The 26144-nt window shown below is 49.7% G+C and carries 26 protein-coding genes; 12 read left to right on the plus strand and 14 right to left on the minus strand.

Annotation, left to right across the window (positions count from 1 at the left end):
• Positions 1 to 32: 32 nt before the first annotated feature.
• Positions 33 to 953, plus strand: coding sequence for an alpha/beta fold hydrolase (locus tag PsAD13_RS01625; protein WP_208986370.1), 921 nt, complete (start codon positions 33 to 35; stop codon positions 951 to 953).
• Positions 954 to 1094: 141 nt separating this feature from the next.
• A complete protein-coding gene (locus tag PsAD13_RS01630; protein WP_063317109.1) occupies positions 1095 to 1895 on the plus strand; it encodes a DUF1629 domain-containing protein in 801 nt (266 codons plus the stop codon).
• Positions 1896 to 1916: 21 nt separating this feature from the next.
• Here the strand turns inward: PsAD13_RS01630 and PsAD13_RS01635 are convergent, their stop codons facing one another.
• On the minus strand, positions 1917 to 2594 hold the full coding sequence (locus tag PsAD13_RS01635) for a YggS family pyridoxal phosphate-dependent enzyme (RefSeq protein WP_063291227.1): 678 nt from the start codon (positions 2592 to 2594) through the stop codon (positions 1917 to 1919).
• A gap of 212 nt (positions 2595 to 2806) precedes the next feature.
• Here PsAD13_RS01635 and leuS point away from each other — a divergent pair, with 212 nt between their 5' ends.
• The 4 genes from leuS to PsAD13_RS01655 all read left to right on the plus strand — a co-directional run bounded on the left by leuS (position 2807) and on the right by PsAD13_RS01655 (position 7504).
• Positions 2807 to 5419 carry a leucine--tRNA ligase gene (gene leuS, locus PsAD13_RS01640; protein ID WP_063317110.1) on the plus strand — a complete coding sequence of 871 codons (2613 nt, stop codon included), beginning with the start codon at positions 2807 to 2809 and terminating at the stop codon, positions 5417 to 5419.
• On the plus strand, positions 5406 to 6017 hold the full coding sequence (lptE, locus tag PsAD13_RS01645; protein WP_063317111.1) for an LPS assembly lipoprotein LptE: 612 nt from the start codon (positions 5406 to 5408) through the stop codon (positions 6015 to 6017). The genes leuS and lptE overlap by 14 nt, the downstream gene beginning before the upstream one ends.
• A gap of 7 nt (positions 6018 to 6024) precedes the next feature.
• On the plus strand, positions 6025 to 7065 hold the full coding sequence (gene holA, locus PsAD13_RS01650; RefSeq protein WP_063286218.1) for a DNA polymerase III subunit delta: 1041 nt from the start codon (positions 6025 to 6027) through the stop codon (positions 7063 to 7065).
• A gap of 76 nt (positions 7066 to 7141) precedes the next feature.
• The gene (locus tag PsAD13_RS01655; protein WP_063286219.1) at positions 7142 to 7504 is read left to right on the plus strand and encodes a hypothetical protein; all 363 of its coding nucleotides are present in this window, start codon (positions 7142 to 7144) and stop codon (positions 7502 to 7504) included.
• A 98-nt stretch (positions 7505 to 7602) separates the two neighbouring features.
• On the opposite strand, the gene PsAD13_RS01660 is transcribed toward PsAD13_RS01655, so the two are convergent.
• From PsAD13_RS01660 to mnmE, 5 genes are all read right to left on the minus strand, one after another.
• The gene (locus tag PsAD13_RS01660; RefSeq protein ID WP_057463221.1) at positions 7603 to 8502 is read right to left on the minus strand and encodes a ParB/RepB/Spo0J family partition protein; all 900 of its coding nucleotides are present in this window, start codon (positions 8500 to 8502) and stop codon (positions 7603 to 7605) included.
• Positions 8503 to 8609: 107 nt separating this feature from the next.
• Positions 8610 to 9437, minus strand: coding sequence for a ParA family protein (locus PsAD13_RS01665; RefSeq protein WP_063286220.1), 828 nt, complete (start codon positions 9435 to 9437; stop codon positions 8610 to 8612).
• A gap of 11 nt (positions 9438 to 9448) precedes the next feature.
• Entirely contained in the window at positions 9449 to 10069 is a 621-nt protein-coding gene (rsmG, locus tag PsAD13_RS01670) for a 16S rRNA (guanine(527)-N(7))-methyltransferase RsmG (protein WP_063317360.1), read from the minus strand.
• Between the two features lie 46 nt (positions 10070 to 10115).
• Positions 10116 to 11999 (minus strand): tRNA uridine-5-carboxymethylaminomethyl(34) synthesis enzyme MnmG, encoded by a 1884-nt coding sequence (gene mnmG, locus PsAD13_RS01675; RefSeq protein ID WP_063305995.1) that lies wholly within the window; start codon positions 11997 to 11999, stop codon positions 10116 to 10118.
• 286 nt (positions 12000 to 12285) lie between these two features.
• Positions 12286 to 13635 carry a tRNA uridine-5-carboxymethylaminomethyl(34) synthesis GTPase MnmE gene (gene mnmE, locus PsAD13_RS01680; protein ID WP_063317112.1) on the minus strand — a complete coding sequence of 450 codons (1350 nt, stop codon included), beginning with the start codon at positions 13633 to 13635 and terminating at the stop codon, positions 12286 to 12288.
• Positions 13636 to 13730: 95 nt separating this feature from the next.
• On the opposite strand from mnmE, the gene PsAD13_RS01685 reads away from it, so the two are divergent.
• Positions 13731 to 15737, plus strand: coding sequence for a thioredoxin domain-containing protein (locus PsAD13_RS01685; protein ID WP_063317113.1), 2007 nt, complete (start codon positions 13731 to 13733; stop codon positions 15735 to 15737).
• Positions 15738 to 15872: 135 nt separating this feature from the next.
• On the opposite strand, the gene PsAD13_RS01690 is transcribed toward PsAD13_RS01685, so the two are convergent.
• The 8 genes from PsAD13_RS01690 to hemE form a co-directional block, all read right to left on the minus strand.
• Positions 15873 to 16463 carry a GNAT family N-acetyltransferase gene (locus PsAD13_RS01690; protein WP_063317114.1) on the minus strand — a complete coding sequence of 197 codons (591 nt, stop codon included), beginning with the start codon at positions 16461 to 16463 and terminating at the stop codon, positions 15873 to 15875.
• Entirely contained in the window at positions 16456 to 17049 is a 594-nt protein-coding gene (locus tag PsAD13_RS01695) for a GNAT family N-acetyltransferase (protein ID WP_063317115.1), read from the minus strand. The genes PsAD13_RS01690 and PsAD13_RS01695 overlap by 8 nt, the downstream gene beginning before the upstream one ends.
• Positions 17050 to 17062: 13 nt before the next feature.
• Positions 17063 to 17626: a GNAT family N-acetyltransferase gene (locus tag PsAD13_RS01700; RefSeq protein WP_208986371.1), complete on the minus strand. Its 564-nt coding sequence runs from the start codon at positions 17624 to 17626 to the stop codon at positions 17063 to 17065.
• A complete protein-coding gene (locus PsAD13_RS01705; protein ID WP_063317116.1) occupies positions 17619 to 18209 on the minus strand; it encodes a GNAT family N-acetyltransferase in 591 nt (196 codons plus the stop codon). The genes PsAD13_RS01700 and PsAD13_RS01705 overlap by 8 nt, the downstream gene beginning before the upstream one ends.
• Entirely contained in the window at positions 18187 to 18792 is a 606-nt protein-coding gene (locus tag PsAD13_RS01710) for a GNAT family N-acetyltransferase (protein WP_063317362.1), read from the minus strand. The genes PsAD13_RS01705 and PsAD13_RS01710 overlap by 23 nt, the downstream gene beginning before the upstream one ends.
• A 222-nt stretch (positions 18793 to 19014) precedes the next feature.
• Complete coding sequence (rho, locus tag PsAD13_RS01715; RefSeq protein ID WP_057463213.1) at positions 19015 to 20280, minus strand: transcription termination factor Rho; 1266 nt, start codon at positions 20278 to 20280, stop codon at positions 19015 to 19017.
• Positions 20281 to 20547: 267 nt separating this feature from the next.
• Positions 20548 to 20976, minus strand: coding sequence for a protoporphyrinogen oxidase HemJ (gene hemJ / locus PsAD13_RS01720; protein WP_057463212.1), 429 nt, complete (start codon positions 20974 to 20976; stop codon positions 20548 to 20550).
• Between the two features lie 32 nt (positions 20977 to 21008).
• Positions 21009 to 22037, minus strand: coding sequence for a uroporphyrinogen decarboxylase (hemE, locus tag PsAD13_RS01725; protein WP_057463211.1), 1029 nt, complete (start codon positions 22035 to 22037; stop codon positions 21009 to 21011).
• A gap of 427 nt (positions 22038 to 22464) precedes the next feature.
• On the opposite strand from hemE, the gene PsAD13_RS01730 reads away from it, so the two are divergent.
• The 5 genes from PsAD13_RS01730 to dnaQ all read left to right on the plus strand — a co-directional run bounded on the left by PsAD13_RS01730 (position 22465) and on the right by dnaQ (position 26111).
• Positions 22465 to 23313: a pyruvate, water dikinase regulatory protein gene (locus tag PsAD13_RS01730; protein WP_082596851.1), complete on the plus strand. Its 849-nt coding sequence runs from the start codon at positions 22465 to 22467 to the stop codon at positions 23311 to 23313.
• Positions 23314 to 23374: 61 nt separating this feature from the next.
• A complete protein-coding gene (locus PsAD13_RS01735; RefSeq protein ID WP_057463210.1) occupies positions 23375 to 23971 on the plus strand; it encodes a Maf family protein in 597 nt (198 codons plus the stop codon).
• Positions 23968 to 24801, plus strand: coding sequence for a shikimate dehydrogenase (locus PsAD13_RS01740; RefSeq protein WP_063317117.1), 834 nt, complete (start codon positions 23968 to 23970; stop codon positions 24799 to 24801). Before PsAD13_RS01735 ends, PsAD13_RS01740 begins: the two co-directional genes overlap by 4 nt.
• Positions 24802 to 25401 (plus strand): dephospho-CoA kinase, encoded by a 600-nt coding sequence (gene coaE, locus PsAD13_RS01745; protein WP_063317118.1) that lies wholly within the window; start codon positions 24802 to 24804, stop codon positions 25399 to 25401.
• A 2-nt stretch (positions 25402 to 25403) separates the two neighbouring features.
• Positions 25404 to 26111 (plus strand): DNA polymerase III subunit epsilon, encoded by a 708-nt coding sequence (dnaQ, locus tag PsAD13_RS01750; RefSeq protein ID WP_057463207.1) that lies wholly within the window; start codon positions 25404 to 25406, stop codon positions 26109 to 26111.
• Positions 26112 to 26144 lie beyond the last annotated feature (33 nt).

Consider the following 26144-nt stretch of genomic DNA (forward strand, 5'->3'; position numbering starts at 1 on the left):
TGATTTTACTCGTAGGAGGCACAATTGCCTTCATGACAGGCCCAAGAGAACCGCGCGATACAGAGATCACCTTCAAACCCGAAATTATGGGTGATGATCTCGAAGTGTATCTTTCAGAGAGTGAGGCCAGGTTTCAGGATATTCGTTCTGACACGGCCAAAGAGATCATCTGGTTCAATGGTGAGAAGAACAGCAAAACACCTCTTTCAATCATTTACGTTCACGGCTTTTCCGCCAGCAAACATGAAATCCGCCCTGTACCGGACCGCGTTGCAAATGAGATGGGCGCCAATCTTTTCTTCACCCGCCTGACTGGCCATGGCCGCTCGGGTGAAGCGATGGCAGAAGCCTCATTGAACGACTGGGTCAATGATCTCGCTGAAGCAGTCGAAATTGGCCGGCGTATTGGTGAGAAGACAATCATCATGTCCACCTCAACCGGTGGCTCACTTGCAGCCTGGCTCGCCATGCAGGACCATCCGCTGAAAGATGATGTGGCCGCGATGGTGTTTGTCTCGCCAAACTTCGGAGTCAAAGCTGCGGGCGGCTTCCTGCTCGATATGCCGTTCGCAAGACACTATGTCCCTCTGATCATTGGCAAAACCCGCTCATCTTCCAAGGCGCCATCTAAAGAAGAACAGATGGGCTGGACCATCAGCTACCCAAGTGTAGCCCTCCTCCCAATGGCAACCACAATCTCAGTTTTGCAGGAACAAGACCCGGCAAAAGCAAGCGTACCTGCCCTCTTCATCTACAGCAAAAAAGATGAAACCATCGACGCAGCACTCACCAATATCGCCTATGACAAATGGGGCGCACCAAAACAGCGGCTGCTTATCGAAAGCTCAGGTGACGACAACAACCACGTCATCGCAGGCGACATCATCAGCCCACAAAACAACGACCTCGTAGTCTCCACCACAATCCAATGGCTGAGCGATCAACTACTTTAATACAAACACAAAACGGGCGAGAAATCCCTCGCCCGTTCAAAACTCAAACATCCCATGAGTTTATGTAGTTTCGCATAAACCTACCTGATCTAATATTGCCAGCTGCAACCTGATGACCGCTGTTTATATTGGATATCAGAAATGCCTTTTATTGTTGATTTTGGTTTTGCGCATGGCCCTCAAATTTATGCCGTTTGTGATGGATTTGAGCCGCCTTTAACGCCTGATGTTGAGTTAACTACGATGTTAATGCGGGGACGCAACCGGTTTGACAAGCCGGGTGAACAAAGTCCCATGAATGCTGCCCGGATTGCCGAAATACCTCATACTTTGTATCTTAAAGAAGCTGATAAGCGTGGATTGCCGGATGTAATTTGCGGTACCTGGAATACGATTGTAGTAAGTGCTCGGCTGAAAGATAAGCTTGAGGAGCTGGAACCGGAGCGGCATGGTTTTTATCCGGTGACTATCAAGCACAAAGGTACTGGGAAAATCTGTAGCGCGGGGCATTTGCTCTACCTGCATCAAAAACCCGACATTATTGACCATGACAACACCCTCTACGCTGGTGCCCGTAATTTCGGCGAACAACGTTACGGTGGCGGTTACGAACGTGCAGCATCCAACGACTTCTGTCTTCGAAGGGTCACCTCTTCGGGGAAACAACCCCATAGCAATGACGCATACCTGATACATTTTAAGGAAGGCGGGCTAAAAGACCGCCATCTTTGGCGTGGTACCGTCGGTAAACCAGAGTATTTCAAAAGTGCACCGTTTCATCCGGATTCAAAACGAACAACATATGTTGATCCACTATGTCAGACAATATTTATCAGTGACGAACTAGCTGAGTGGATCCGGGCTGAGAAGATTATGGGCTGGGATCTATTCCCGATTCTGGACAAGCCCGTTGACTGGGGCGCCGCACAGTTCAATAAGTAGCGCCCAATCGAACACCCGTGCTTACTGCGAATAGTCGCGCGCACCAAATACCGCAGAACCGACACGCACATGTGTTGCGCCATGTTGAACAGCAATCGGATAATCAGAGGACATTCCCATGGAGAGCTTCTCAAGGCCGTTCCGCTTTGCGATTTTCTCAAGCAACGCGAAATGCATGCCCGGTGCTTCGTCAACTGGCGGAATGCACATCAGGCCTTCAATCTCCAGCCCGTATTCATCACGACACTTCGCGATAAACGCATCCGCTTCCTTTGGAGGAATACCAGCCTTCTGGTCTTCTTCCCCGGTATTAACCTGAATGAACAGCTTTGGCGCCTTGCCTTGCTTATCCATCTCAACTTTCAGCGCTTTAGCAATCTTATCCCGGTCCACAGTGTGGATCACGTCAAAGGTCTGAATAGCTTCTTTCGCCTTGTTGGACTGAAGCGGGCCGATCAGATGTAACTCAACACCCTCAAACTCCTCACGAAGCCCAGGCCATTTGCCCATTGCTTCCTGAACCCGGTTTTCACCAAACACACGCTGTCCAGCTTCTAAAACTCTCTTAATTGCTGAAGCTTCGAAGGTTTTTGAGACTGCAATCAACGTTACAGAACCGCTCGGACGTTCAACATCCGTCTCAGCTTTTCCGATGTTTTCCTTAACCTCTTTAAGGCGAAGTGCAGCAGCGTCACTCATTCCTAACTCCAGCGAAAAATCCATATTGGAGACATGAAATGCGCTCCCTAAGGTCTAAATGCAAGAGTAGTTGCACTTCATTGAGAAATTTCTGACAAATCTTCTTGGTTTTTCCTCTGTCTACCGCTTGACCAAGCTGGCAATTTCTGGTGACAGTCCGAGCAAACCTAATTTGCTTGATCAGGGCAAAAATCAAACACACGGCGGAATAAATGGCTACGGATAGGTATAATGCACGCGCAACGGAAGCGCGCTGGCAAAAAGTATGGGACGAAAAGAACGTCTTCGAGACGGACAACGATGATCCGCGCGAAAAATACTACGTACTAGAGATGTTCCCTTACCCATCCGGTCGTCTACACATGGGGCACGTGCGCAACTACTCCATGGGTGACGTGGTTGCACGCTTCAAACGTGCACGCGGCTACAATGTTTTGCACCCGATGGGTTGGGATGCATTCGGCATGCCTGCGGAAAACGCGGCAGCTGAAAAGAAGGTACACCCAAAGGGTTGGACCTACGACAACATTGCAGCAATGCGCGGTCAGCTGAAAACAATCGGCCTGTCGTTTGACTGGAGCCGTGAATTCGCAACCTGCGATGAAAGTTATTACGCACAGCAGCAGGCCCTGTTCCTGGACTTTCTTGAAGCTGGCTTGGTTTACCGCAAAAACGCGAAGGTAAACTGGGATCCGGTCGACATGACCGTTCTGGCAAACGAACAGGTGATCGACGGCAAAGGCTGGCGCTCTGGCGCAGTTGTTGAGCAGAAAGACCTGACCCAGTGGTTCTTCAAGATCTCTGATCATTCCGAAGAGCTGTTGGAAGCAATCGACACTCTGACCGAATGGCCTGAAAAAGTTCGTCTCATGCAGAAGAACTGGATCGGCAAATCTGTTGGTCTGAAGGTCAATTTCGAGTTCACCGAAACCGCTCCAACCGGTGATGAGACTCTGGAAATCTTCACGACCCGTCCAGACACGCTGTACGGCGCGTCCTTCATGGGCCTGTCACCAGATCATCCGATCACGCAGAAACTGGCTGAAGACAATGCAGAACTGCAGGAGTTCATTGCTGAATGTCGCCGTATCGGCACGACAGCTGAAGCAATTGAAACCGCAGAAAAGCTTGGCTTCGACACTGGCCTGCGAGTCAAACACCCGCTGAACCCATCCTGGGAACTGCCAGTCTATGTGGCAAACTTCATCCTGATGGATTACGGCACGGGCGCTATTTTCGCATGTCCTGCGCACGACCAGCGCGACCTGGACTTCGCTCACAAGTACAAACTGCCAGTCAAAGCAGTTGTGCTGCCAGAAGGTGAAGACCCGGCCACATTCGACGTTGGCACCGAAGCTTACACCGGCGAAGGCTCCATCTTTAATTCCGAGTTCATGGACGGCATGTCCATCGAGGATGCGAAGAATGCTGTTTCTGACAAGCTGGAAGCGCAAGAAGCCAAAGGCAAGCAACAGGCGCACCGCGAAACCAACTACCGTCTGCGCGACTGGGGTATCTCCCGTCAGCGCTACTGGGGGTGTCCGATCCCAGTCATCCACTGTGATGACTGTGGTGTTCAGCCAGCGCCAAAAGAAAGCCTGCCAATCGTTCTGCCGGAAGATGTCACATTCGACCGTCCGGGCAACCCGCTGGATCGTCATCCAACGTGGCGCAACGTGAAATGCCCATGCTGTGGCAAGGATGCTCAGCGTGAAACCGATACCATGGACACCTTCGTGGATTCCTCCTGGTACTTCGCGCGCTTCACTGATCCGAAGAACAGCAATCCGACCGATCCAAAGGTTGCTTCTGAGTGGCTGCCTGTTGATCAGTACATCGGTGGCATCGAGCACGCGATCCTGCACCTGCTCTACTCCCGCTTCTTTGCACGCGCCATGCAGATCACCAAGCATCTGGATGTGAAAGAGCCATTCAAAGGCCTCTTCACACAGGGCATGGTGAACCATGAGACCTACAAAGACCCTGATGGGAAATGGGTAACACCAGCTGAGATCAATATCATCAGCACCGAAGGCGACAGAAAAGCGGTTCACGCAGAAACCGGCGCTCCAGTCACCATTGGTTCCATCGAGAAGATGTCCAAGTCGAAGAAGAACGTTGTTGACCCAACCGACATCATCGACACCTACGGCGCTGATACAGCACGTCTCTTCGTTCTGTCTGACAGCCCGCCAGAGCGTGACATCATCTGGACTGAAGATGGCGTAATCGGTGCATGGCGCCACGTACAGCGCGTATGGCGTATCATTGGTGAAGTCTCAGAAAAGACCGGAGCCAACATCGCAAAACCTGCTGAATTCAGTGATGAAGCAACAGCCCTGCGCCGTGCTTCTCATAAAACTCTGGCTGCCATCACAAAAGACTTTGACGGCCTTGGCTTCAACCGTGCTGTTGCCCGTCTTTATGAGTTCACCAACGCAATCAGCAAGGCGCTTCAATCAGACCTGTCCAAACCGGACATGGCATATGCTCTGCGCGAAGCAACTGGCTTCCTCCTGCAGCTCATGGAACCAATCACACCTCACCTTTCTGAGGAATGCTGGTCCATGCTCGGCAATGAAGGACTGGTATCCACATCAAACTGGCCAGTTGTCCAAGAGGATCTGCTGGTAGAAAACACCATTACGCTTCCGATTCAAATCAATGGGAAGAAAAAAGGTGAGCTTTCTGTAGCAAGAGACTCTTCCAAAGAGCAGGTAGAAGAAGCTACTCTGGCACATGAGGCTGTTCAGAAAGCTCTGGATGGCAAGGCCCCACGTAAAATCATCGTGGTACCTCAGAGGATTGTAAATGTCGTTGTTTGATCGCCCTGCTAAATCAGGTCGCCCTTCCCGCCGGGTTCTACTCGGCGGGGCAACAGTTGTTGCGGGTGCCCTTCTTCTTTCTGGCTGCCAGTTCCGTCCGCTCTATGGCGTTAGTCCAACGCTGTTAGGCGATGGTTCAGAGCAGACCCAGACCGTCCAGGCTCAAATGGCGGCAATTTCCATGAAGTTCCCAAGCTATGGGGATTCAGGGTCTATCAAGCGTATCAATCAGGTCCTGCGCAATCAGCTGATTTTCGCGTTCACACGTGGTGGTGATGCTCTGCCGCCAAAGTATCGTTTGGAAATCCTGACAGACAAGCGCCGTGCTGAAGTGGGCGTTGAGCAGCTGGCCGACGTGCCAACCGCTTACAACATCACCGTCAACACCAGCTTCGTTCTGGCAGATATCCAGACAGATCGTACGCTCTACACTGGCCGCTCCTTTGCCTCTGCATCCTTTGACTTTTCCAGTCAGCGCTTTGCAAACCTGAGAGCAGAACGAGATGCAGAAGACCGTGCTACCAAGGTTGTCGCTGCTGACATCAACACCCGCATAGCAAGCTTCTTTGCAACTCATCCTGTAGAGCCTGTAGAATAGGACCACTATGGTAGCCCTCAAAGCTGCTGAAATTGACCGGTACATCGCCAACCCGCCAGACTCCGTAAACCTCATTCTTGTTTATGGGCCAGACACCGGGTTGGTGAATGAGCGAGCGCAAGCACTCATCTCCAAAGCAGCCTCCGAGAATGATGATCCGTTCTCCCAGGTCAAACTGGACGCTGCTGATATCGCAGCAGACCCGAGCAGGTTGATCGATGAGGCTCTGACCATTCCCCTCTTTGGTGGCCGCCGCACTATCTGGGTCCGCGAAAACGGCACCAAGAGCGTGCTGCCAGCCGTCGAACCACTCCTCAAAAACAACGACTTTTCTGCCTTCATCGTGATTGAAGCCGGAGACCTGAAGAAGACAGCAGGCCTGCGCAAAAAGATCGAAGCCAGCAAAACCGCTGTCGCCATCCCCTGCTTTGCAGACACAGCACGCGATGTAGATCGTCTGATTGATGAAGAAACCCAGTCAGCAAATCTGCAAATCAGCAAAGAAGCCCGTATGGCGCTTCACACTCTGCTTGGCGCTGACCGCATTGCAAGCCGCGGAGAACTCAAGAAGCTGTGCCTCTACGCGATGAATGACAATCGCATCGAGGTCCATCATGTCGAAGAGATCATCGGCGATGCTTCTGCCTTCGCCATGGATGAACTAATCGATGCTGCAGCTTTGGGTGATACGATCACATTGGACCATGGCCTGGAGCGCCTCTCAGCCTCAGGGACGGACGTTGGCGTGATAGCCTCTCAAGCCCTCAGACATTTCCAAATGCTCCACCTGTGCCGCTTAAAAGCCAATCAACGCATTGCTGTAGAAGATGTTATTGGCGGCGTGCGTCCTCCAATCTTCTGGAAGCGTCGCTCGAAGATTGTCAGACAAGTTGAGATCTGGAATGAAGACTTTCTGGAACGCGCTCTGACCCGTCTCAACGATGCTGTCAAAGAGGCCCGCTTCAACGCCAATCTCTCAACTGCGATTGTGTCTCATACCCTTTTGGCAATTGCTCAGGTAGCAAAAGCCTCAAACAGACGACGATAAACACGCGGAAGGTGGGTCGCCACCTTCCTCACAAACAACAACAATATTCGCGCAAAGCGAAGTCACAGGCACTCCTATGTCTCACTCACTCATCCACTGGATCAGGCTGAAGTTCGCTCAACACGAACTTTGGGCAATCAACTTCGCACTCCTACGCCCTCAATTGTCGCTTTTTGGAGCAGCATCATTGTGGGCCTGGATTTTCCCGCCATTGCTCAGCTTTGGTGTCTTAATCGGCTACCTCATGCAGAACTACGCGGTACTGGGATCAGTCATAAATCTGATCATAGGCCTGCCCGCACTAATCCTCTTGGCTTATTGGGTTTTCCGTTGGTACTTCATTTGCCTGGGTTTGATGTTCGGCCGTCGCAATATGGCTGAGAAAAAGAGAGCAGAAGTCAGTGCACGCATCGAAAAACTGCTTCCAGTCGTAGGCTAAGTCTGCTGGTCAAAAAAATCATTTCTTTTCCGAATCTAAAAAGGCCGCGCCTCAGTTAAGAGACGCGGCCTTTTCTAAATTTCCGAAAACAGAAACAATCAGTTCTGAATGCCCAGCAAGCGGCAGACTTCGTCCAATTGCTCTACATTCTTGTACTTGATCTTAAGCTCACCAGTGCCCTTATCAGTCTTGTGAGCAATAGCCACCTTAAGACCCAGACCATCGGCCAGACGCTTCTCTAAAGCGCGTGTATCCGCATCCTTTTCAGGCTTCGGAGCAGCTTCTTTCTTCTGGAACAAATCCGGGTTCTGAGCCAGACGCTCTGCATCACGAACTGTGAGCCCCTTCTCCACGATCAGCTCAGCCAAAGCCGCAGGATCTTCTGCAGTGATCAATGCACGTGCATGACCAGCAGTGAGAAGCCCTTCTGCAAGATAGTCCTTCACAGAGTTTGGCAGTTTCAGCAAACGCAGTGTGTTGGCCACATGGCTCCGGCTCTTACCGATAACCTTGGAGAGTTCAACCTGGCTGTAAGAAAACTCTTCGATCAGCTGATCATAACCCAACGCTTCTTCGATAGGATTCAGGTCTGCACGCTGAACATTTTCGATGATCGCAAGTTCCAGCGCTTCCTGATCAGTCACCTCACGGATGACAACAGGCGCATCATGCAAACCAGCCTTCTGAGCTGCGCGCCAACGACGCTCACCAGCAATGATCTCGAAATGACCCGGCTTATTCGGACGAGGACGCACCAGAATTGGCTGTACAATCCCCTTCTGACGAACGGATTCGGTCAGGTTGTTCAGATCATCTTCTACAAATGATTTGCGTGGGTTACGTGGGTTCGGCTGAAGGTACTCAATCGGCACCTTCCGTACATCACGGTTACGTTCTGGAGTGGAGACAGCTGGCTCTGAGTTTACGTCACCCAACAGCGTTGCAAGGCCGCGCCCTAGTCGCTTATTGGTACGCCCTGCTTCCTCAGTTTTCGCCATTTCAATTCCACCTATCTACATTCTAGGAGCTCGGGAGTCGGTAGCCCCTTCCCGCACGCTCTGCGGGTCAAATAACAAATCTCTTTAAAGTAGAAGCGGCAGCCAGATCAGGCAGCCGCCATCCGCATGTCACGCTCTCGCTGAATAATTTCGGAAGCGAGTCGTAAATAAGCCTGCGAACCGGAACACTTCAAATCATAAAGCAAAGCAGGCTTGCCATAAGATGGAGCCTCGGAAACACGTACGTTCCGTGGAATCACAGTCTCATAGACTGCATCACCCATCGTCTCACGCACATCCTGTACAACCTGACTGGAGAGATTGTTACGGCTGTCATACATGGTCAACACAATGCCATGGATGCTCAGCTCTGAATTGAGAGACTGCTTCACCTGCTCAACGGTGCTAAGCAGCTGGCTTAGACCTTCCAGAGCAAAAAACTCGCACTGCAACGGTACAAGAATGCTGTGAGATGCCGATAAGGCATTGATAGTCAAGAGGTTTAACGACGGCGGACAGTCCACTAGAATATATGAATACCCTTGTGCCCTACCCATCTCAGCTGCCTGCGCCATACCTGAAATTGCATTCCGTAATCGGAATGTCCGGTCAGGTGCAGAAGAAATCTCCAACTCAACACCCAGCAAATCCATAGTTGATGGAGCAATCCATAAACGCGGAACAGCGGTTTCCAGAACAGTTTGCTCTAGCGTCGAATCTCCGCTCAAAACATCATAGGTAGAATATTCACGATCGACGCGATCAATCCCTAACCCTGTCGACGCATTGCCTTGCGGATCCAGGTCAATAATCAGGACGCGTTCGCCAATTGCAGCAAGCGCTGTGCCAAGATTAATGGCTGTTGTCGTCTTGCCTACGCCACCCTTCTGGTTGGCGATAGTCAATACACGTGGAGATTGCGGCAGTAAGCTCATCCGACAGCACCCTAGTTAGCGGTTTTCGGGTCAATTTTAGATAGAACCAAAACGCGACTTAGCGGATCTACTAGACTTACTTTTTCTACCAGATCAATTGACCAATCGGCAGATGCTTCTTCAATTTCGCGGCGAAAATCTTGACCTTTGTGGAAAACAGCAGTCGCGCCACGCTGTACAAATTGCGAAGAAAACCCGCAGAGAACCTGTAAAGAAGCTAGTGCACGCGCCGAAACACCCTCAATCGGAGCCTGCCAGTCTTTCGTAACGGCTTCGATTCTACCCGCATGAACTTTGACGTTACAGCCAGTCTCACGTGCCACAGTCCGAAGGAAAGCTGCTTTGCGCTGGTTGCTCTCAACCATATGCACAATGCCTTCTCCCTCTTCCTGCCTCAGCAACATCGCAGTCACCAATCCAGGGAAACCTGCACCGCTTCCGAAATCAATCCAGGAACGTGCATCCGGCAAACTACGCTGAATCTGAATAGAATCGGCCACATGCCGCATCCAGATATCATTCATCGTAGATGGTGCGATCAGATTCTGTGCAGGTTGCCACTTGAGAACGAGGTCCACATAGATACTTAGACGCTCAAACGTTTCACGTGAAACATCCTCATACATACGCATGACAGGTGTAATCTGGCTGTAATCAGCCCTTTTTTCGAATGACATACTAAACAGCACCAGCAATGTTTTTGCCTGAGCGGCGAATATACGCAAGCAGCAAAGTCAGCGCCGCTGGGGTAATCCCATCCATGCGCGATGCCTGCCCGATGGTTGAAGGGCGCAAAGCTTCAAGCTTCTGGCGCACCTCGTTGGAAAGTCCGGTCAATGAGGCATAATCAATCCGCTCAGGAATAACCAAGTCCTCATCCCGTTTCAAAGCGGCAATATCAGCTGCCTGACGTTCCAGATAGACGGCATACATCGCATCTATAGAAACTTGCTCGGCACATTTGATATCGACATCCTTCATCTCATCAAAGATCTCAATGAGGTCTTCAAGAGTGATATTTGGATAGGCCAACAAATCAAAGACAGAGCGTTTCACACCATCCTGATTGATCGGCAAGCCATGCTTGCGCCCTTCGTTGGGTGTAATTTTGACGGACTGCATCAAATCCTTGGTTTTCCGCAGTTTTTCCATCTTCGTTTCGAAAGCGACTCGACGCGTATCACCAATACATCCCCACTCAAGACCAAGTGGTGTGAGGCGCTGGTCCGCATTGTCTGCACGTAGTGTGAGACGATACTCAGCGCGGGATGTGAACATGCGATACGGCTCAGAAACGCCCCGTGTAATGAGATCATCCACCATCACACCAATGTACCCGTCAGCACGTCCAACAGTCACTGCAGCGCCGTCTTGAGACGTTCTGGCAGCATTTAAACCAGCCAACAATCCCTGAGCTCCAGCCTCTTCATAGCCGGTCGTGCCATTGATCTGACCCGCGAGGTAAAGGCCCTTCTGCTTCTTCACCTCAAGCGTGTTTGTCAGTTCAGTCGGGTCGATGTGATCGTACTCAATCGCATAAGCCGGTTTGAAGTACTCAACCTTCTCCAAACCCGGAATGGTGCGCAGAAACTGGATCTGAACATCCTCAGGCAGCGAGGTCGAAATACCATTCGGATAGACCGTTGGATCATCCAATCCTTCTGGCTCAAGGAAGATCTGATGACCGTCACGATCACCAAAGCGAACGATCTTATCTTCAATAGACGGACAGTACCGAGGACCCCTGCCCTGGATCTCGCCCGAATACATCGCTGAACGTTTAATGTTGTCGCGAATGATCTGATGCGTCTCTGGGGTCGTGCGTGTGATGTAACACGGCACCTGACGGATCTGGATTTTGTCAGTCAGTGTTGAAAATGGAATAGGCTCTTCATCACCTGGCTGCTGCTGAAGGATATCCCAATTGATCGTGCGCCCATCCAGACGTGCCGGAGTGCCTGTCTTCAAACGACCAAGACGCAGACCAATCTCTTCCAGAGATACAGACAAACCAAGCGCTGGCGCTTCACCATCACGACCCGCAGGAATTTGCTTATCGCCGATATGGATCAGACCACGCAGGAACGTGCCGGTCGTGATCACGACTGCCTTGGCCGAAACCCGACGACCATCACCAAGCACGACGCCTTTGAGGATATCACCCTCACGGATCAGCGTGTCAGCTTCGCCTTCCACCACATCGAGATTATCAATCGCTTTAATCTCAGCCTGCATCGCTTCGCGATAGAGCTTTCGGTCAGCCTGAGAGCGCGGCCCTTGCACAGCTGGCCCTTTGCGACGATTGAGCATACGGAATTGAATACCGGAAGCATCAGCCACCCGGCCCATCAATCCATCCAGTGCATCGATTTCTCGAACCAGATGCCCCTTCCCCAAACCGCCAATAGCTGGGTTACACGACATCACACCAATGGTGTCAAAGCGATGAGTTATAAGCGCTGTATGGGCACCCATGCGCGCAGCTGCAGCCGCGGCTTCACAGCCTGCATGGCCGCCGCCAATCACGACAACATCAAACTCAAGATCAAAATTATCAGACATTTCGGTCCTGCATTTCGCCCATCTAAAAACAGAGAAAGGACAAGCCACACTCTCTGCGAGCCTCTGGACCATATGAAGGCCGCAGATAAAACTTGGGGGAACTAGAAGGGCAACTACCTATTTTCTTGAAGACTTGATACAACAGGTCACGCGCTGGGTCAAAGAAAACAGCGCAGTGAGTCGCCAATGCCGCAGCATTAGTTATCCACGAGACTCACCAGTTTTTCCCCACTGACTCACGATTCCCAATAAATGTTTCACGTGAAACATGGCACTTCTACATCTTTTATTTACCAACGCAGAAGTCACGGAAGATGACATCGAGCAAATCTTCAACGTCGATTTGACCTGTGATACGCCCCAGTTGATCAGCTGCTCGTCTCAAATCCTCACCTCTCAATTCAATCGGAAAGCCCTCCGCTTGAATACCGTGGTTCAGATCTTCCACACATTGGGTCAGATGAGAACGATGACGTTCACGAGTGATAAGCGGGTTTTCGATCAATCCGATATTTCGTTCCGCAAACGACTCGAGGCTTGATAGCAGCGCGTTCATACCGCCCTCTTCACGAACGGAGACATTGATCTCTTCTGTCGTTTCGAAGGAGTCATGATCAGCATCAGAATCCAAATCACTCTTAGTATTGAGACGCCAGATCTCCGCACCATTCTTCAGCAAGCTCTCCGGTAACTCCTCAGCAGTCACATTCGGCGCATGTGTCCAGAGAATGAGATCAGCTTTTTCAGCATGAACGAGAGCACGGCGAATGCCCTCTTTCTCAATCATGCCAGCACTCTCACGAATGCCTGCTGTGTCAATCAGCGTGACCGGATAACCGCCAAGGTCCAGATGCACCTCGAGCACATCTCGGGTCGTTCCAGCTTCCGGCGTCACGATCGCCACATCACGCTGAGCCAGTTTATTCATCAAGCTGGACTTACCCGCATTCGGTGGGCCAAGCAGAACAACCTGCAGACCAGAGCGCAGACGCTCCCCTCTTCGCGCATCAGAAAGGTGGGCGACAATCTGGTCCCGAAGCTTCGACAGCTCCACCCAGATTTCATCAGCCACAGAATCTGGAATGTCATCTTCATCGGAGAAGTCGAGCTCGGCCTCAATCATCGCACGGCTGCGGATCAGTGTTTCGCGCCACTGCGAATAGAGGTCACCAAGCGCCCCATCCATCTGACGCTGAGCTTGCCGACGCTGCGCATCGGTCTCTGCATCAATGAGATCAGCAAGGCCCTCAACCTCAGTCAGGTCGAGTTTGTTGTTGTGAAATGCCCGGCGCGTAAACTCACCCTGCTCAGCTGGTCGTGTCTTTTCAAAAGTAGAAAGTGCGCGCAGCACCGCCGCAACAACAGCTCGCCCGCCATGGCAATGTAGCTCGACTGTGTCTTCGCCAGTGAAACTTCCAGGGCCTTCGAACCACAAAATCAGCGCATGATCCAAAATAGAACCATCTACAGGGTCCCATAATTTCTTAAGGCATGATTCACGTGAAACGGGGAATTTACCTTTAATCAGCTTTCTCAGGATTGGCCCGGACTGTAGACCTGATAAACGGATAACAGCAACGCCTGAAGGAAGTGCGCCGCTAGAAACTGCGTAGATGGTTTCCTGTTGTGTATTCATTCCACGTCCGGTTCTTTAACTGTATGATCTCGTATGAACTGCGTTAAACCTAGCCTTTACGCCAAGCAATACCTTGAACTCAGGATCACCTCTTTATGAGCAGAAATCGCTTAACGAACGCTTCAAGTCCTTACCTTCTTCAACACCAAAATAACCCTGTCCACTGGTGGGAATGGAGCAAGGAAGCACTGGAAGAAGCGCAAAAAACAAACAAGCCAATTCTGCTGTCTGTTGGCTACTCCGCTTGCCATTGGTGCCACGTCATGGCCCATGAAAGTTTTGAGGATGAAGCAACAGCCGCTCTCATGAATGAGCATTTCGTCAACATCAAGGTAGACCGCGAAGAGCGCCCGGACATTGATCAGATCTATATGCAGGCACTCCATATGCTTGGTCAACAGGGTGGCTGGCCGCTGACCATGTTCCTCACGCCGGAGGGTGATCCATTCTGGGGTGGTACTTATTTCCCGAATGAAGCACGACACGGCTCTCCTGCCTTCAAGGATATTCTGACCACAATTTCACAAAGCTTCATTGCTAATCGCGACACCATTGAAGAGAACCGGCAAGCCATCAGCCAGGCTCTCAACAAGCCACCATCAGAGGCCTCCCCTCTTTCTGGCTTCCTGATCACTGCTGCCGGCAAGCAACTCTTCAACATGCAGGATGAAGAAGAAGGCGGCATGAAGGGTGCACCAAAGTTCCCTCAGGCCTCCGTTCAGGAGCTCATTTTCAGAACTGCCAAGGCGCAAAAAAACACCTTCATGCGTGAGCAGTTTTTGAAAACCACGCGAGCAATTTCACAAGGTGGTATCTACGATCATGTGGGAGGTGGCCTGGCTCGTTACGCAGTCGACTCTATTTGGCTGGTCCCTCATTTCGAAAAGATGCTCTACGACAACGCACAGTTTATCGAACACCTGTGCTGGGCCTATCAGGAAACGGGTGATGAACTGTTTCACATCCGAATCCAGGAAGTCGTCGATTGGGTTGAGCGCGACATGAAGCTTCCTGAAGGTGGTTTTGCATCTTCCATGGATGCAGACAGTGAAGGTGTCGAAGGCAAGTTCTATGTCTGGACCTATGATGAGTTGAAGAGCCTCATCCCAGCAGAACACTTCGAGCTGTTCTCTAATGTCTACGACGTCACCTCGGATGGAAACTGGGAAGGCAACATCATCCTCAACCGGCGTCACTCCCCTGCTCTTTTGGAAGCTGCTGAAGAAGAAGCTCTGGCAACCTGCAGAGCAATCCTGCTGGATCACAGAAGCAAACGCATACCGCCTCACAAAGACGACAAAGTGCTGGCTGATTGGAACAGCATGCTCATCTGTGCGCTGGTGAAAGCAAGTGCTCTTACCTCACGTGAAACTATGCGCACTTCCGCTAAGGCCGCTTTCGCCTTCATCACAGAGCATATGTTTGTTGATGGAAAGCTCAGTCATTCCTGGCGTCAGGGCCAGCGACTGGAAGTCGGATTTGCCGCTGACTATGCATGGGCCGCTAGAGCAGCTCTTGCCTTGTACAGATCGGAACCGAATCCATCCGAGAAGCAGAGCTACCTGCAACAGGCAGAAGAGTTCCTAAATATTCTGAAAGAGCGCTTCACCCATTCCAACGGTGCGTTCTACATGACAGATAAGGACGCCGACGATCTCATCCTCCGCCCCTACCACGCCTATGATGAAGCAACACCAAACTACAACGCCGTAGCCGCTCTCGCCTTCTCAGAACATTGGATCCTGACAGGTGACACATCTTCTCGTGATGTCGCCGATGGAACTTTGAATGCATTTGCAGCCGATGTTCCAAACAACATCTTCGGCACAGCATCACTGCTTACAGCACTTGATGCACGTACCCGATTCAAGAAAGCGCTTGTGGTTCTGGGAACTGGTTCGGACGCGAATCCAATAATGCAGGCTCTACATTCTCGAGCTGATCCTGCCCTCTATATGGATGTTATTCCTGCTGGTGAAGCTAAGCCGATGGAGTTGGAAAACTCATCCTGGAACACGGATGAAACCACTGTCTTCATCTGCTCCGAAAAAGGATGCTCTCTGCCAGCGACAACACCTGAACAGGTGAAAGAGCAGATCTGATCCGCGAATAAGTTAAACGCTGACTCACAGTTTCACGTGAGTCAGCGCTCATAAATATACTTTTGAAAACATGGGTGATTCACGTGAAACATCACAGAATTCACAGATCACCCATACACGAGCATTCAATTACGTTCAGCTCTTAGATACGCTTTCAAAACGATCCTTCGTCAATCGGTAAAGCACATGACGCACCAACGGGTGGTCATCCTCCAACATTTGATGATTAAAATCATCAGCTGGATTCCTCGTCATACCCAGCCGTTGCATCAGCTTTTGCGAACGCAAGTTTGTCTCCGTCGTGAAGCTGACGATCTCATCAACCTCAAGAGTTTCGAAACCGAATCCAAGCCAGATACGAGCTGCTTCCTGCGCTATCCCCTTCCCCCAGGCATCAGGGATAAGCCGCCAACCAATCTCCACACACGGATCAAACGGGAGTGGTTTTGGATAGGTCGGAATGTTCAAACCACAAAAACCAAGAAACCTACCAGAAGCCCGATCCTCAATAACAGGACATGCAAAACCCAGATCAGCCTGCTTAACCATCATACGCTCAAGCATATGGGCACTCTCATCGCGAGACATCACATCTGGGAAAAACTCCATGACGCCCGGATCTGAGTTCATCTCATCCATACCGTCCAGATCTCGCTCTTCCCACTTCCGCAACACAAGACGCTCGGTCTCAATACGTGGGCACTTATCAATTAATGTCTCAACCATTTTTCCGTTCCAAATATTTCTCTTTAAAAAGGCGGTACAAAACATGTCGGCATAAAAGATGGTTCGCAGCCACACCGGGGAAATTAAAGTCTTCAGCGGGGTTATGAACCATATCAAGTTTCTCCATCACCCGTCGCGACCTATGGTTTTGAACAACAGTGTAAGCCACCACTTCATCAAGCTTGAGAGTTTCAAACCCAAATCTGAGCCACCGCTGTGAGGCTTCTACCGTTATCCCTTTCCCCCAAGCTTCAGGAAGAAGCCGCCAACCAATTTCAACGCATGGCTCACACGGCAATGGACCAACATCATAGGAAGGAATTTCGAGCCCGCAAAAACCAAGGAATGAACCAGATTCACGGTCTTCCATCACAGCAAATCCAAAGCCATCCTTCCGCTGCTTTTGCATCCCTAACTGGAATCCATTCTCACAGTCCTCTATGGACGGCTGTGAACGGAAGAACTCATGAGTCTTTTGATCGGTATTCAGTCTGATAAACCCATCCAGGTCTCGCGGCTCACACTTTCTCAACACAAGTCGTTCTGTCTCTAACCGCGGACATTTGTCGATGACGTCTTCAATCATAGCCCTGCCCCAATTACTGTTGTCGCGTCATTTTATAGAGCACCTGGCGTTTAAGCCTGTGCCCATCCTCAAGCATGGGATGCTCAAACTCTTCAACACGAACCATACCAAGACGCTGCATCACCTTCTCAGAGCGAGAGTTTTGCACGGGTGTAAAGCTGACAATCTCATTGAGCTTAAGAGTTTCGAGTCCAAATCTAAGCCACGTTTGTGCGGCTACCGTGGCAACCCCTTTTCCCCACTCACTGTGTAAGAGCCGCCAACCTATCTCAACGCAGGGCCCAAATGAAAGATGCTCCTGATACCCCGGAACCTTCAGCCCACAATATCCAAGAAACCGCCCACTCCGTTTTTCAGCGATAACCGAAAAGCAAAAACCTTCCCGCAGCTGCGCCTCCATGTAACGCACCAACATCTTCTCGCTCTCAGCACGAGATAGCACCGATGGATAGAACTCCATCACCCGCGGATCAGCATTCATTTCGGCAAGACCATCCAGATCAGTAAGCTCCCACTTCCGCAGCACCAATCGCTCAGTCTCAATACGCGGACACCGATCAATCGCGATATCAACCATTAGCTTGCTCACGGAACTGAGCTGCAGAGAGCCTGTACAAAACATGCCGGCATAAAGGGTGGTCAACCGAAACATTCGGAAAATCAAAGTCCTCAGCAGGATCATGTGTCATGCCAAGCTTCTCCATCACTCTCCGGGACTTGTGATTTTGCACGACCGTGATGGCAACAATTTCATCAAGCTGAAGCGTTTCGAATCCGAATCCAAGCCAGAACCTAGCCGCTTCAACAGCAATGCCCTTTCCCCATGTCTCAGGGGTAAGCCGCCAACCAATCTCAACACAGGGCTCACATGGCAAAGGCCCACTGTACGCAGGAACATTGAGCCCACAAAAACCGAGAAAGGCACCAGTCTTTTTGTCTTCCACCACGGGAAAACAGAAACCATGCTTTTCTTCCTGCCCCACCATAAAATCAAGGAACTGCCGCGCTTCATCTGGCGTATTCAGAGATCGGAAAAACTCCATCACTCTCGGGTCACCATTCATGCGAATGACACCATCCAGATCCTGGTCTTCCCACCGACGAAGAACAAGCCTTTCGGTTTCAACGCGCGGGCATTTATCGATTAAAGTTTCCATCATTCAATTGCCTAAAATAATGCTCTTTGGAAAGCCGGTATAAAGCATGCCGACATAACGGATCATCAGTTTCAACACCAGGAAAGTTAAAATCTTCGGCAGGGTCATGAACCATACCAAGCTTATCCATTACACGTCGCGATCGATGATTTTGAACAACAGTAAAAGATACAATCTCTTCTAACTGAAGAGTTTCAAATCCGAATTTAAGCCAGATGTTAGCTGCCTCGACTGCAATCCCCTTCCCCCAGGCTTCAGGGATAAGACACCAACCCATTTCAATGCACGGCTCAAAAAACATCGGCTCTTGGTAAAGAGGGACGTTAAACCCGCAGAACCCGAGAAAAGCTCCTGTGGCTCTATCTTCGATCACAGGAAAGCAGAAGCCATCTTTCTGTTGTTTGAGCAAATGTACTTCCAGCAGCAAAGGTGTTTCTTCCGGAGAGTTTAGTGTGCGGAAAAACTCTCCCACCTTGGGATCGGTATTTAGGCGATAGAGACCATCTAAATCCCGTGGCTCCCATTTCCGCAAAACAAGTCGATCAGTTTCAATCCGCGGACATTTATCCAAAGCTACTACTTTCATGAGTGTCTCATCTAATCTTGCTGCCAAGGTCCTCAGATAAAAAACCGCATCTCTCTGAGAACACAACCACATTTGCAAAATATATTAAGCATTGTACCCTTCCCAGAAGTTGCAGATGCTTCATCAGTAGACATTTTTATTCAAATACATTGGCTTAAAAAATAAAAAAGCCCCGCTCACCGAATTGGCGAGCGGGGCTGAAAAATTCGGTAGGCAGTAAACCTAGGTATTCATAGAGTCGAAGAAGTCATCATTGGACTTGGTCTGACGCAGCTTGTCGAGCAGGAACTCAACAGCATCAACAGTACCCATCTGGCTGAGAATACGGCGCAGAACGAAAGTCTTCTTGAGCTTATCAGCAGGAACAAGAAGTTCTTCCTTACGAGTACCAGAGCGTTGAATATCAACTGCTGGGAAGACGCGCTTATCAGAGATCTTACGATCAAGGATGATTTCAGAGTTACCAGTACCCTTGAATTCTTCGAAGATAACTTCATCCATACGGCTACCGGTATCAATCAGTGCCGTTGCGATGATGGTCAAAGAACCACCCTCTTCAATGTTACGCGCAGCACCAAAGAAGCGCTTAGGGCGCTGCAGGGCGTTCGCATCAACACCACCGGTCAGAACCTTACCGGAGGAAGGAACAACGGTGTTGTAGGCACGGCCAAGGCGAGTAATGGAATCCAGAAGAATAACAACGTCGCGACCATGTTCGGTCAAACGCTTTGCCTTCTCAATAACCATCTCAGCAACCTGAACGTGACGAGTAGCTGGCTCATCAAAGGTTGAAGATACAACTTCACCATCAACTGTACGTTGCATGTCCGTTACTTCTTCCGGACGTTCATCGATCAACAGAACGATGAGGTAACATTCAGGATGATTGGTGGTAATAGATTTCGCAATATTCTGAAGGAATACTGTTTTACCTGTCCGAGGAGGCGCAGTGATCAAAGCACGCTGGCCTTTACCGAGCGGAGCTACAAGATCAATAATGCGAGAAGAAATATCCTTGGAGGTAGAATTCTCGATTTCAAGATTGAAGCGCTCATCTGGATAAAGCGGTGTCAGGTTATCAAAGTGAACCTTATGTCTCGCTTTTTCAGGGTCTTCAAAGTTGATTTTGTTGACTTTCAGAAGAGCGAAATAACGCTCACCTTCTTTAGGACTACGGATCTGGCCTTCAACAGTATCACCGGTGCGCAGAGAAAAGCGACGGATCTGTGAAGGTGAAACGTAAATATCGTCTGGGCCTGGCAAGTAGTTCGCATCAGGAGAGCGGAGGAATCCAAATCCATCTTGGAGGACCTCTACGACACCTTCGCCGATGATCTCAATATCTTGCTCTGCAAGTCTCTTCAAAATCGCAAACATAAGTTCCTGTTTGCGCATGGTGCTTGCATTTTCAACGTCATGTTCCTCAGCAAAAGCAAGGAGTTCAGTTGCGCTCTTAGTTTTCAGGTCTCTGAGTTTCATTTCCCGCATCAATAGGGATCGTCTTTACTATGGGTTCTGGACTTGATTTAGCTTTAGAAGGATCAAGAACTTTCGAACACAAAACGTTAGGGGGGAATAGCAGCTCATCTAGATACGATATTTATCGACCTTCGAAAATCGCTAGGAGATCAGCGATCACATAAGCTACATCGTGAAGTTGCGGGGACAATAACTAATCGAATTGAATTCGGCAAGTGCTTATTGCCCACTAATTCTCCTAATTTTCCAATATTAAAATTCGAATGTTCGGATCACCTAGGGTTTAAAGATCACCAGGAACACAATTGCAACCATTAATAGTGTCGGTAGTTCATTAATAATTCTAAAGTAGCGCTCACTATTCTTATTTTGATCCTGCGCAAACTTGGTGACATGACGTGAAAGCATCACGTGATATATCGTCATCAGTATAACCAGTGAAAACTTCAGCATAAACCAAAGATCAAAATAGGCATCAAGCAGATAAACCAGCCACAAGCCAAAAATCCAGGTGGCCATCATGGATGGAGCCATAATCGCCTTAAGCAATCGGCGCTCCATGATCTTGAAGGTCTCGCTCTTATCAGAACCGATTTCAGCGTTCGTGTGATAAACGAAAAGGCGCGGCAAGTAGAACAATCCCGCCATCCAGGCAATCACAGAGATTATGTGGAGGGACTTCGCCCAGGAATATGCATCATCCATGATCCGCGCCTTATCTAATTCGCAGTGTCTGCTTACAGGCCTTTAACCCGCTTCACCATCTCAGCAACATGTTCTGGCGGAGTTTGCGGAACAACGCCATGACCAAGGTTAAAGATGTGCGGACCATTACCCAAAACTTCGAGAGCGTGATCTATTCCAGTTTCCAGCGCACGTCCACCGGCAACAAGGCGCATTGGATCCATATTGCCCTGTACAGGAACAATTTTCTGAATTTCCTGCGCCACTTCTGCCGGAACAGTCCAGTCCAGACCAACTGCATCAACGCCAGTGGCTTCAACATAGCGCTTCAAGCGAGCAGCTGATGCTTTCGGGAAACCAATGATCTTTGCGTTTGGACGCTGAGCTTTCACCCCATCAACGATCTTGCGGGTCGGACCAACAGACCACTGCTCAAAACCGATGTCATCCAGAACACCTGCCCAGGTGTCAAAGATCTGCAATGCATCTGCACCACCATCAAACTGAGCCACCAAGTACGTGATCGAAGCTTCAACCAGCTGATCAATGAATGCAGTCAGAAGCTCAGGATCCTGATAGGAGCCGATACGAGCGGCAAACTGGTCCTGGGTGGTATGACCAGCCACAGAATAGCAAGCGACCGTCCACGGGGCTCCGCAGAAGCCCAGAAGGGTGGTTTCAGTCGGTAACTCCGCTCTCAAACGCTCGACTGTGGCAATAACAGGAGCCAAATGCTCCATCGTCCTGGCTTGATCAAGTTTATCAACGAGTTCTGTCGAAAGTGGTTCGAGAACTGGTCCTCGACCCTCCTCAAAATTTACAGGGTAGCCAAGCGCATCTGGAACAACGAAGATGTCAGAAAATAGGATGGCAGCATCAAAGCCATACCGGCGAATGGGTTGGAGAGTAACTTCTGTCGCAAGATCGGTATTGTAGCAGAAGTCGAGAAAATTCGGTGCTTGAGCTCGTACAGCTCTGTACTCAGGCAAATACCGTCCTGCCTGGCGCATCATCCAGATTGGTGGGCGCTCTAGTTTCTCGCCTGCCAAAACGCGCATTACCGCTCTTTCATGAGATTCCATAAATCGCCTCTTTTTCCCAAGCCTGCTTAAAAAGAATCTTCTTATTTGGAAGTTTCTATTTCTATTAGTGAGTGAATAGCAGGGATCAATTTAATTCCACAATTCCTAACTGAGAAAATCCTAATAGGAAAAGTCACAGATCAAAAACAAGCAAGACTCTCAACAGGAGTCGAAAACAAATTGTTTTTTCTAAAGATTCAATAGGTTACAATCTGGAAAATAACCACAGATCACAGTTTATCCCGTATGCTGTGCTGTGAATATTTTGCGTGGGCAATGTGCAATCCCGTTTATCCAAGTCGTTTCGAAATCAGTATTCTCAAAATATGGAATTGTTGACGGATTAGGGTCAGCGGGCATTAATTTGAAAGCACAGTGAGATTTGGCTAGTTTTTCCAAGTCTCTTAGGAATGTTGAGGATGATACCTTGGGTAACCACTCTAACTACTTCCATTTACACATGGTTTCGGACTCAACGGGCGAAACTTTGATGACAATTGTGCGTGCTGCAACCGCGCAATATGAGAATATTCAGCCCATCGAGCATGTTTACCCGCTGATCCGGCATGACAAGCAGTTGAGTAGAGTCCTGGAAGAGATTGAATCTGCACCAGGAATTGTTCTCTACACCCTTGTGGAACAATCCTATGCCCGCCGTCTGGAGCGCAAATGTCAGGATTTAGGCCTGCCATGCGTCAATGTTCTTAAGCCCGTCTATCAGGTCTTCCATAGCTATCTGAACGTCACAGAAACGTGGCGTGTGGGCGGACAGCACGTGATGGATGAGGAATACTTCCAGCGCATGGAAGCGATGAACTACACCATGTTGCATGATGATGGCCAAATCGCAGGGGCTTTGGATGAAGCAGATGTTATTCTCGTCGGTATCAGCCGAACCTCTAAGACACCAACCTCTATCTATCTGGCAAATAGAGGTATTAAGGCGGCTAACATCCCGCTTATTCCAAATATGCGCCCTCCCCGTCAGCTCCTGAAAGCCAAAAGACCTCTCGTGGTCGGTCTGATGGCCACGGCCGAACGTATTCGAGATATCCGCCAGAACCGCATATTGTCGCTGGATGCCAAAACAGACAACGACACTTACGTTGATCGCAAATCAATTGCTCAGGAGATTGCGATGTCGAAACGGTTGTGTGCTGAAAATGGCTGGCCGCTCATCGATGTAACGCGCCGTTCAATCGAAGAAACGGCAGCTGAGATCATGGATTTGCTCCGAAAACATAAAAATGAGCAAAAAGAGACAGAAGAATATTGAGAAGCATCGCGCTTTATCCCAATAAACAGCACAAGAAATCCTCAGATTGAGAAAGCAGAGTATGACTCGACTGATTTTAGCGAGCGGAAGTAAAATTCGCGCGACTCTCTTAGAAAATGCAGGCTTAATTTTTGATCGTATTCCAGCAAATGTTGATGAACGACAGATAGAAGAGCCATTGCTTTCCACTGGTGTGGACCCAGAAGTGATTGCAGCCAAATTATCCGTTGCGAAAGCGAAAGAAGTTTCCGCCCGAAATCATGGTGCTTATGTCGTTGGCGCTGATCAGATCCTGGCATTCGAAGGAAAGCGTCTCGTTAAGCCAGAAGATCTGAACGCAGCCCGCAAGCAACTCATGAGCTTTTCCGGCAAAAGCCACGCGCTTCATTCTGCAGCATGTGTTGTTAAAGATGGTGAAGTTGTCTGGGAAGGTATTTCGACGGCAATTCTGAATGTGCGTGAGTTATCTGAAGATTTTCTGGATTGGTACATTGAGCGAACCGGATCCGAAATTCTCTCCAGCGTTGGTGCGTATCAGCTGGAAGCTGAAGGCGTGCAGCTCTTTGATAAGATTGAGGGCGATTACTTCACAGTGTTGGGCCTACCTCTCCTGAGCCTCCTCTCTTTCTTGCGCGAGATTGAGGTTTTGAAGAAATGAGGAACGCAGCTGTCACAGGACATCCGATTGGTCATTCAAAATCCCCTCTGATACATGGTTATTGGCTCAAACAGCACGGCATAGAAGGCAGCTACATCGCACAGGATGTACCTCCTGAGACTGCCGAAAGCTTTTACAGCGCATTGGCTGAGCATGGGCTTGTTGGCTGTAACGTGACAATTCCAAACAAAGAGCATGCGTATAAATCTGCTGAGAAGTTGGATGATGCAGCCAAAATGATTGGGGCTGTAAACACGCTTTGGTTGGATGATGAAGGTGTTTTGAATGGCTCAAACACCGACGGTCTTGGCTTTCTGGGAAATCTCGACCAGATGTTGCCAAACTGGGATAACAACGGGAATAAAGCCGTTGTTCTGGGGGCTGGCGGCGCCTCCCGGGCGATTATCTGGGCGTTGCTGTCCAGAGGATACACAGAAGTGTATATCGCCAACAGAACACTAGAAAAAGCGCAGAAACTTGCAGATCAATTTGGCCCAAATACTATCGCAATTGAATGGGATAGTCTGGGGGAAAAGCTTGGAGAAGCGGATTTTCTGGTCAACACGACCTCTCTTGGTATGTCTGGACAACCAGAATTAAACATTGATCTTGATAACCTGTCGAAATCAGCAGTTGTGACGGATATAGTTTACTCTCCGTTACAAACCAAACTGCTTCGTGATGCTGCTCAGCGTGGCAATTCGACGGTTGATGGTCTGGGAATGCTACTTCACCAAGCTGTACCGGGTTTTGAAAAATGGTTTGGAGTTCGTCCGGAAGTCACCGACGAGCTTCGTGAGATGATCCTGAGAGAAATGGGACTTACCTGAATGGTTATTCTCGGTCTGACTGGCTCGATTGGAATGGGGAAATCAACTACCTCAAAGCTCTTCGCAGAGGCTGGAGCCGCTGTTTATGACGCAGATGCTGCCGTCCATGCGCTTTACACTGGCAAAGCTGTTGAACCTGTTGGCAGCGCCTTTCCCGGCACTGCCAAAGATGGACGGATTGACCGCGAAGCCCTCGGTAAAATCGTCCTTCACGACAAAGCAAAGATGATGCTTCTGGAAAGCCTCATCCACCCGCTCGTTCAGGAAGTTGAAACTGAGTTTCTGAATCAAGCAAAACTAGACCGTCGTAAGGTCGTCGTTCTCGATGTCCCTCTCCTCTTCGAGGTCGGCAAACACAAGGCCGTTGATGCAGTCGTCGTGGTTTCTGCACCATATGATGTGCAGCGTCAGCGTGTTCTTGAAAGACCAGGCATGACAGAAGAGAAATTTGAGGCTATCTACGCAAAACAATTAAACGACGCAGAAAAACGCAAAAAAGCGCATTTTATTGTCGACACTGGCCGAGGCGTTGAGCCGGCCCGTCGTGCAGTGGGTGCCATTATGCGCGCTGTGTCTTCGATCGCTTCTAGAACGGTGTAATTATGCGCGAAATCTCCTTCGATACTGAAACCACAGGCCTGAATCCGCTTGATGGGGATAGGCTGGTTGAAATCGGCGGAGTGGAACTCATAAATTTCATTCCAACGGGCCGGACCTGCCATCTTTACGTCAACCCGCAACGAGATATGCCAGAAGAAGCGTTCCGTATTCACGGCCTCTCTGCTGAGTTCCTCTCCGATAAACCGCTGTTTGTCGATGTAGCTGACGAATTTCTTGATTTTGTTGGAGATTCACGCCTGGTTATTCACAACGCTCCATTCGATATGGGCTTCATCAATATGGAGCTTGGACGTTGTAATAAACCGAAAATCCCAAATACGCAGGTGCTGGATACTCTAAAGCTCGCCCGCAGAAAGTTCCCGACCGGATCGGTGTCTCTGGATGCTTTGTGTTCGCGCTACGGCGTGGATAACACAAAGCGCGTATACCACGGCGCGTTGCTCGATGCGGAACTGCTGGCTGAAGTTTATCTGGAGATGAACGGCGGTAAGCAGAAAAATCTTGGTCTGATGCCAGACGATGAAGCGATCGATCTGGATAAACTCAATGATGAGCCCAAAAAGCGCGTCGCAGCCAAACAACGCCCAAACCCTCTCTCCCCTTCCCTGTCAGAGGAAGAAATTGAGGCACACGCCAAGTTCCTTGCTGGAATGAAATCTGACCCTGCCTGGAACAAGTATCTGAAGTAGGTTCCAAATAAAAAGCGCTCCAGATTTCTGAAG

The sequence above is a fragment of the Pseudovibrio sp. Ad13 genome, assembly GCF_001623225.1.
In the GTDB taxonomy this organism is placed as follows: Bacteria; Pseudomonadota; Alphaproteobacteria; order Rhizobiales; family Stappiaceae; genus Pseudovibrio.

Excerpts from the sequence above, each read along its gene's own strand:
- PsAD13_RS01625 (WP_208986370.1), top strand. The coding sequence starts at position 33 with ATGACAGGCCCAAGAGAACCGCGCGATACAGAGATCACCTTCAAACCC.
- PsAD13_RS01630 (WP_063317109.1), top strand. The coding sequence starts at position 1,095 with ATGCCTTTTATTGTTGATTTTGGTTTTGCGCATGGCCCTCAAATTTAT.
- PsAD13_RS01635 (WP_063291227.1), bottom strand. The coding sequence starts at position 2,594 with ATGAGTGACGCTGCTGCACTTCGCCTTAAAGAGGTTAAGGAAAACATC.
- leuS (WP_063317110.1), top strand. The coding sequence starts at position 2,807 with ATGGCTACGGATAGGTATAATGCACGCGCAACGGAAGCGCGCTGGCAA.
- lptE (WP_063317111.1), top strand. The coding sequence starts at position 5,406 with ATGTCGTTGTTTGATCGCCCTGCTAAATCAGGTCGCCCTTCCCGCCGG.
- holA (WP_063286218.1), top strand. The coding sequence starts at position 6,025 with ATGGTAGCCCTCAAAGCTGCTGAAATTGACCGGTACATCGCCAACCCG.
- PsAD13_RS01655 (WP_063286219.1), top strand. The coding sequence starts at position 7,142 with ATGTCTCACTCACTCATCCACTGGATCAGGCTGAAGTTCGCTCAACAC.
- PsAD13_RS01660 (WP_057463221.1), bottom strand. The coding sequence starts at position 8,502 with ATGGCGAAAACTGAGGAAGCAGGGCGTACCAATAAGCGACTAGGGCGC.
- PsAD13_RS01665 (WP_063286220.1), bottom strand. The coding sequence starts at position 9,437 with ATGAGCTTACTGCCGCAATCTCCACGTGTATTGACTATCGCCAACCAG.
- rsmG (WP_063317360.1), bottom strand. The coding sequence starts at position 10,069 with ATGCGTATGTATGAGGATGTTTCACGTGAAACGTTTGAGCGTCTAAGT.
- mnmG (WP_063305995.1), bottom strand. The coding sequence starts at position 11,999 with ATGTCTGATAATTTTGATCTTGAGTTTGATGTTGTCGTGATTGGCGGC.
- mnmE (WP_063317112.1), bottom strand. The coding sequence starts at position 13,635 with ATGAATACACAACAGGAAACCATCTACGCAGTTTCTAGCGGCGCACTT.
- PsAD13_RS01685 (WP_063317113.1), top strand. The coding sequence starts at position 13,731 with ATGAGCAGAAATCGCTTAACGAACGCTTCAAGTCCTTACCTTCTTCAA.
- PsAD13_RS01690 (WP_063317114.1), bottom strand. The coding sequence starts at position 16,463 with ATGGTTGAGACATTAATTGATAAGTGCCCACGTATTGAGACCGAGCGT.
- PsAD13_RS01695 (WP_063317115.1), bottom strand. The coding sequence starts at position 17,049 with ATGATTGAAGACGTCATCGACAAATGTCCGCGGTTAGAGACAGAACGA.
- PsAD13_RS01700 (WP_208986371.1), bottom strand. The coding sequence starts at position 17,626 with ATGGTTGATATCGCGATTGATCGGTGTCCGCGTATTGAGACTGAGCGA.
- PsAD13_RS01705 (WP_063317116.1), bottom strand. The coding sequence starts at position 18,209 with ATGATGGAAACTTTAATCGATAAATGCCCGCGCGTTGAAACCGAAAGG.
- PsAD13_RS01710 (WP_063317362.1), bottom strand. The coding sequence starts at position 18,792 with ATGAAAGTAGTAGCTTTGGATAAATGTCCGCGGATTGAAACTGATCGA.
- rho (WP_057463213.1), bottom strand. The coding sequence starts at position 20,280 with ATGCGGGAAATGAAACTCAGAGACCTGAAAACTAAGAGCGCAACTGAA.
- hemJ (WP_057463212.1), bottom strand. The coding sequence starts at position 20,976 with ATGGATGATGCATATTCCTGGGCGAAGTCCCTCCACATAATCTCTGTG.
- hemE (WP_057463211.1), bottom strand. The coding sequence starts at position 22,037 with ATGGAATCTCATGAAAGAGCGGTAATGCGCGTTTTGGCAGGCGAGAAA.
- PsAD13_RS01735 (WP_057463210.1), top strand. The coding sequence starts at position 23,375 with ATGACTCGACTGATTTTAGCGAGCGGAAGTAAAATTCGCGCGACTCTC.
- PsAD13_RS01740 (WP_063317117.1), top strand. The coding sequence starts at position 23,968 with ATGAGGAACGCAGCTGTCACAGGACATCCGATTGGTCATTCAAAATCC.
- coaE (WP_063317118.1), top strand. The coding sequence starts at position 24,802 with ATGGTTATTCTCGGTCTGACTGGCTCGATTGGAATGGGGAAATCAACT.
- dnaQ (WP_057463207.1), top strand. The coding sequence starts at position 25,404 with ATGCGCGAAATCTCCTTCGATACTGAAACCACAGGCCTGAATCCGCTT.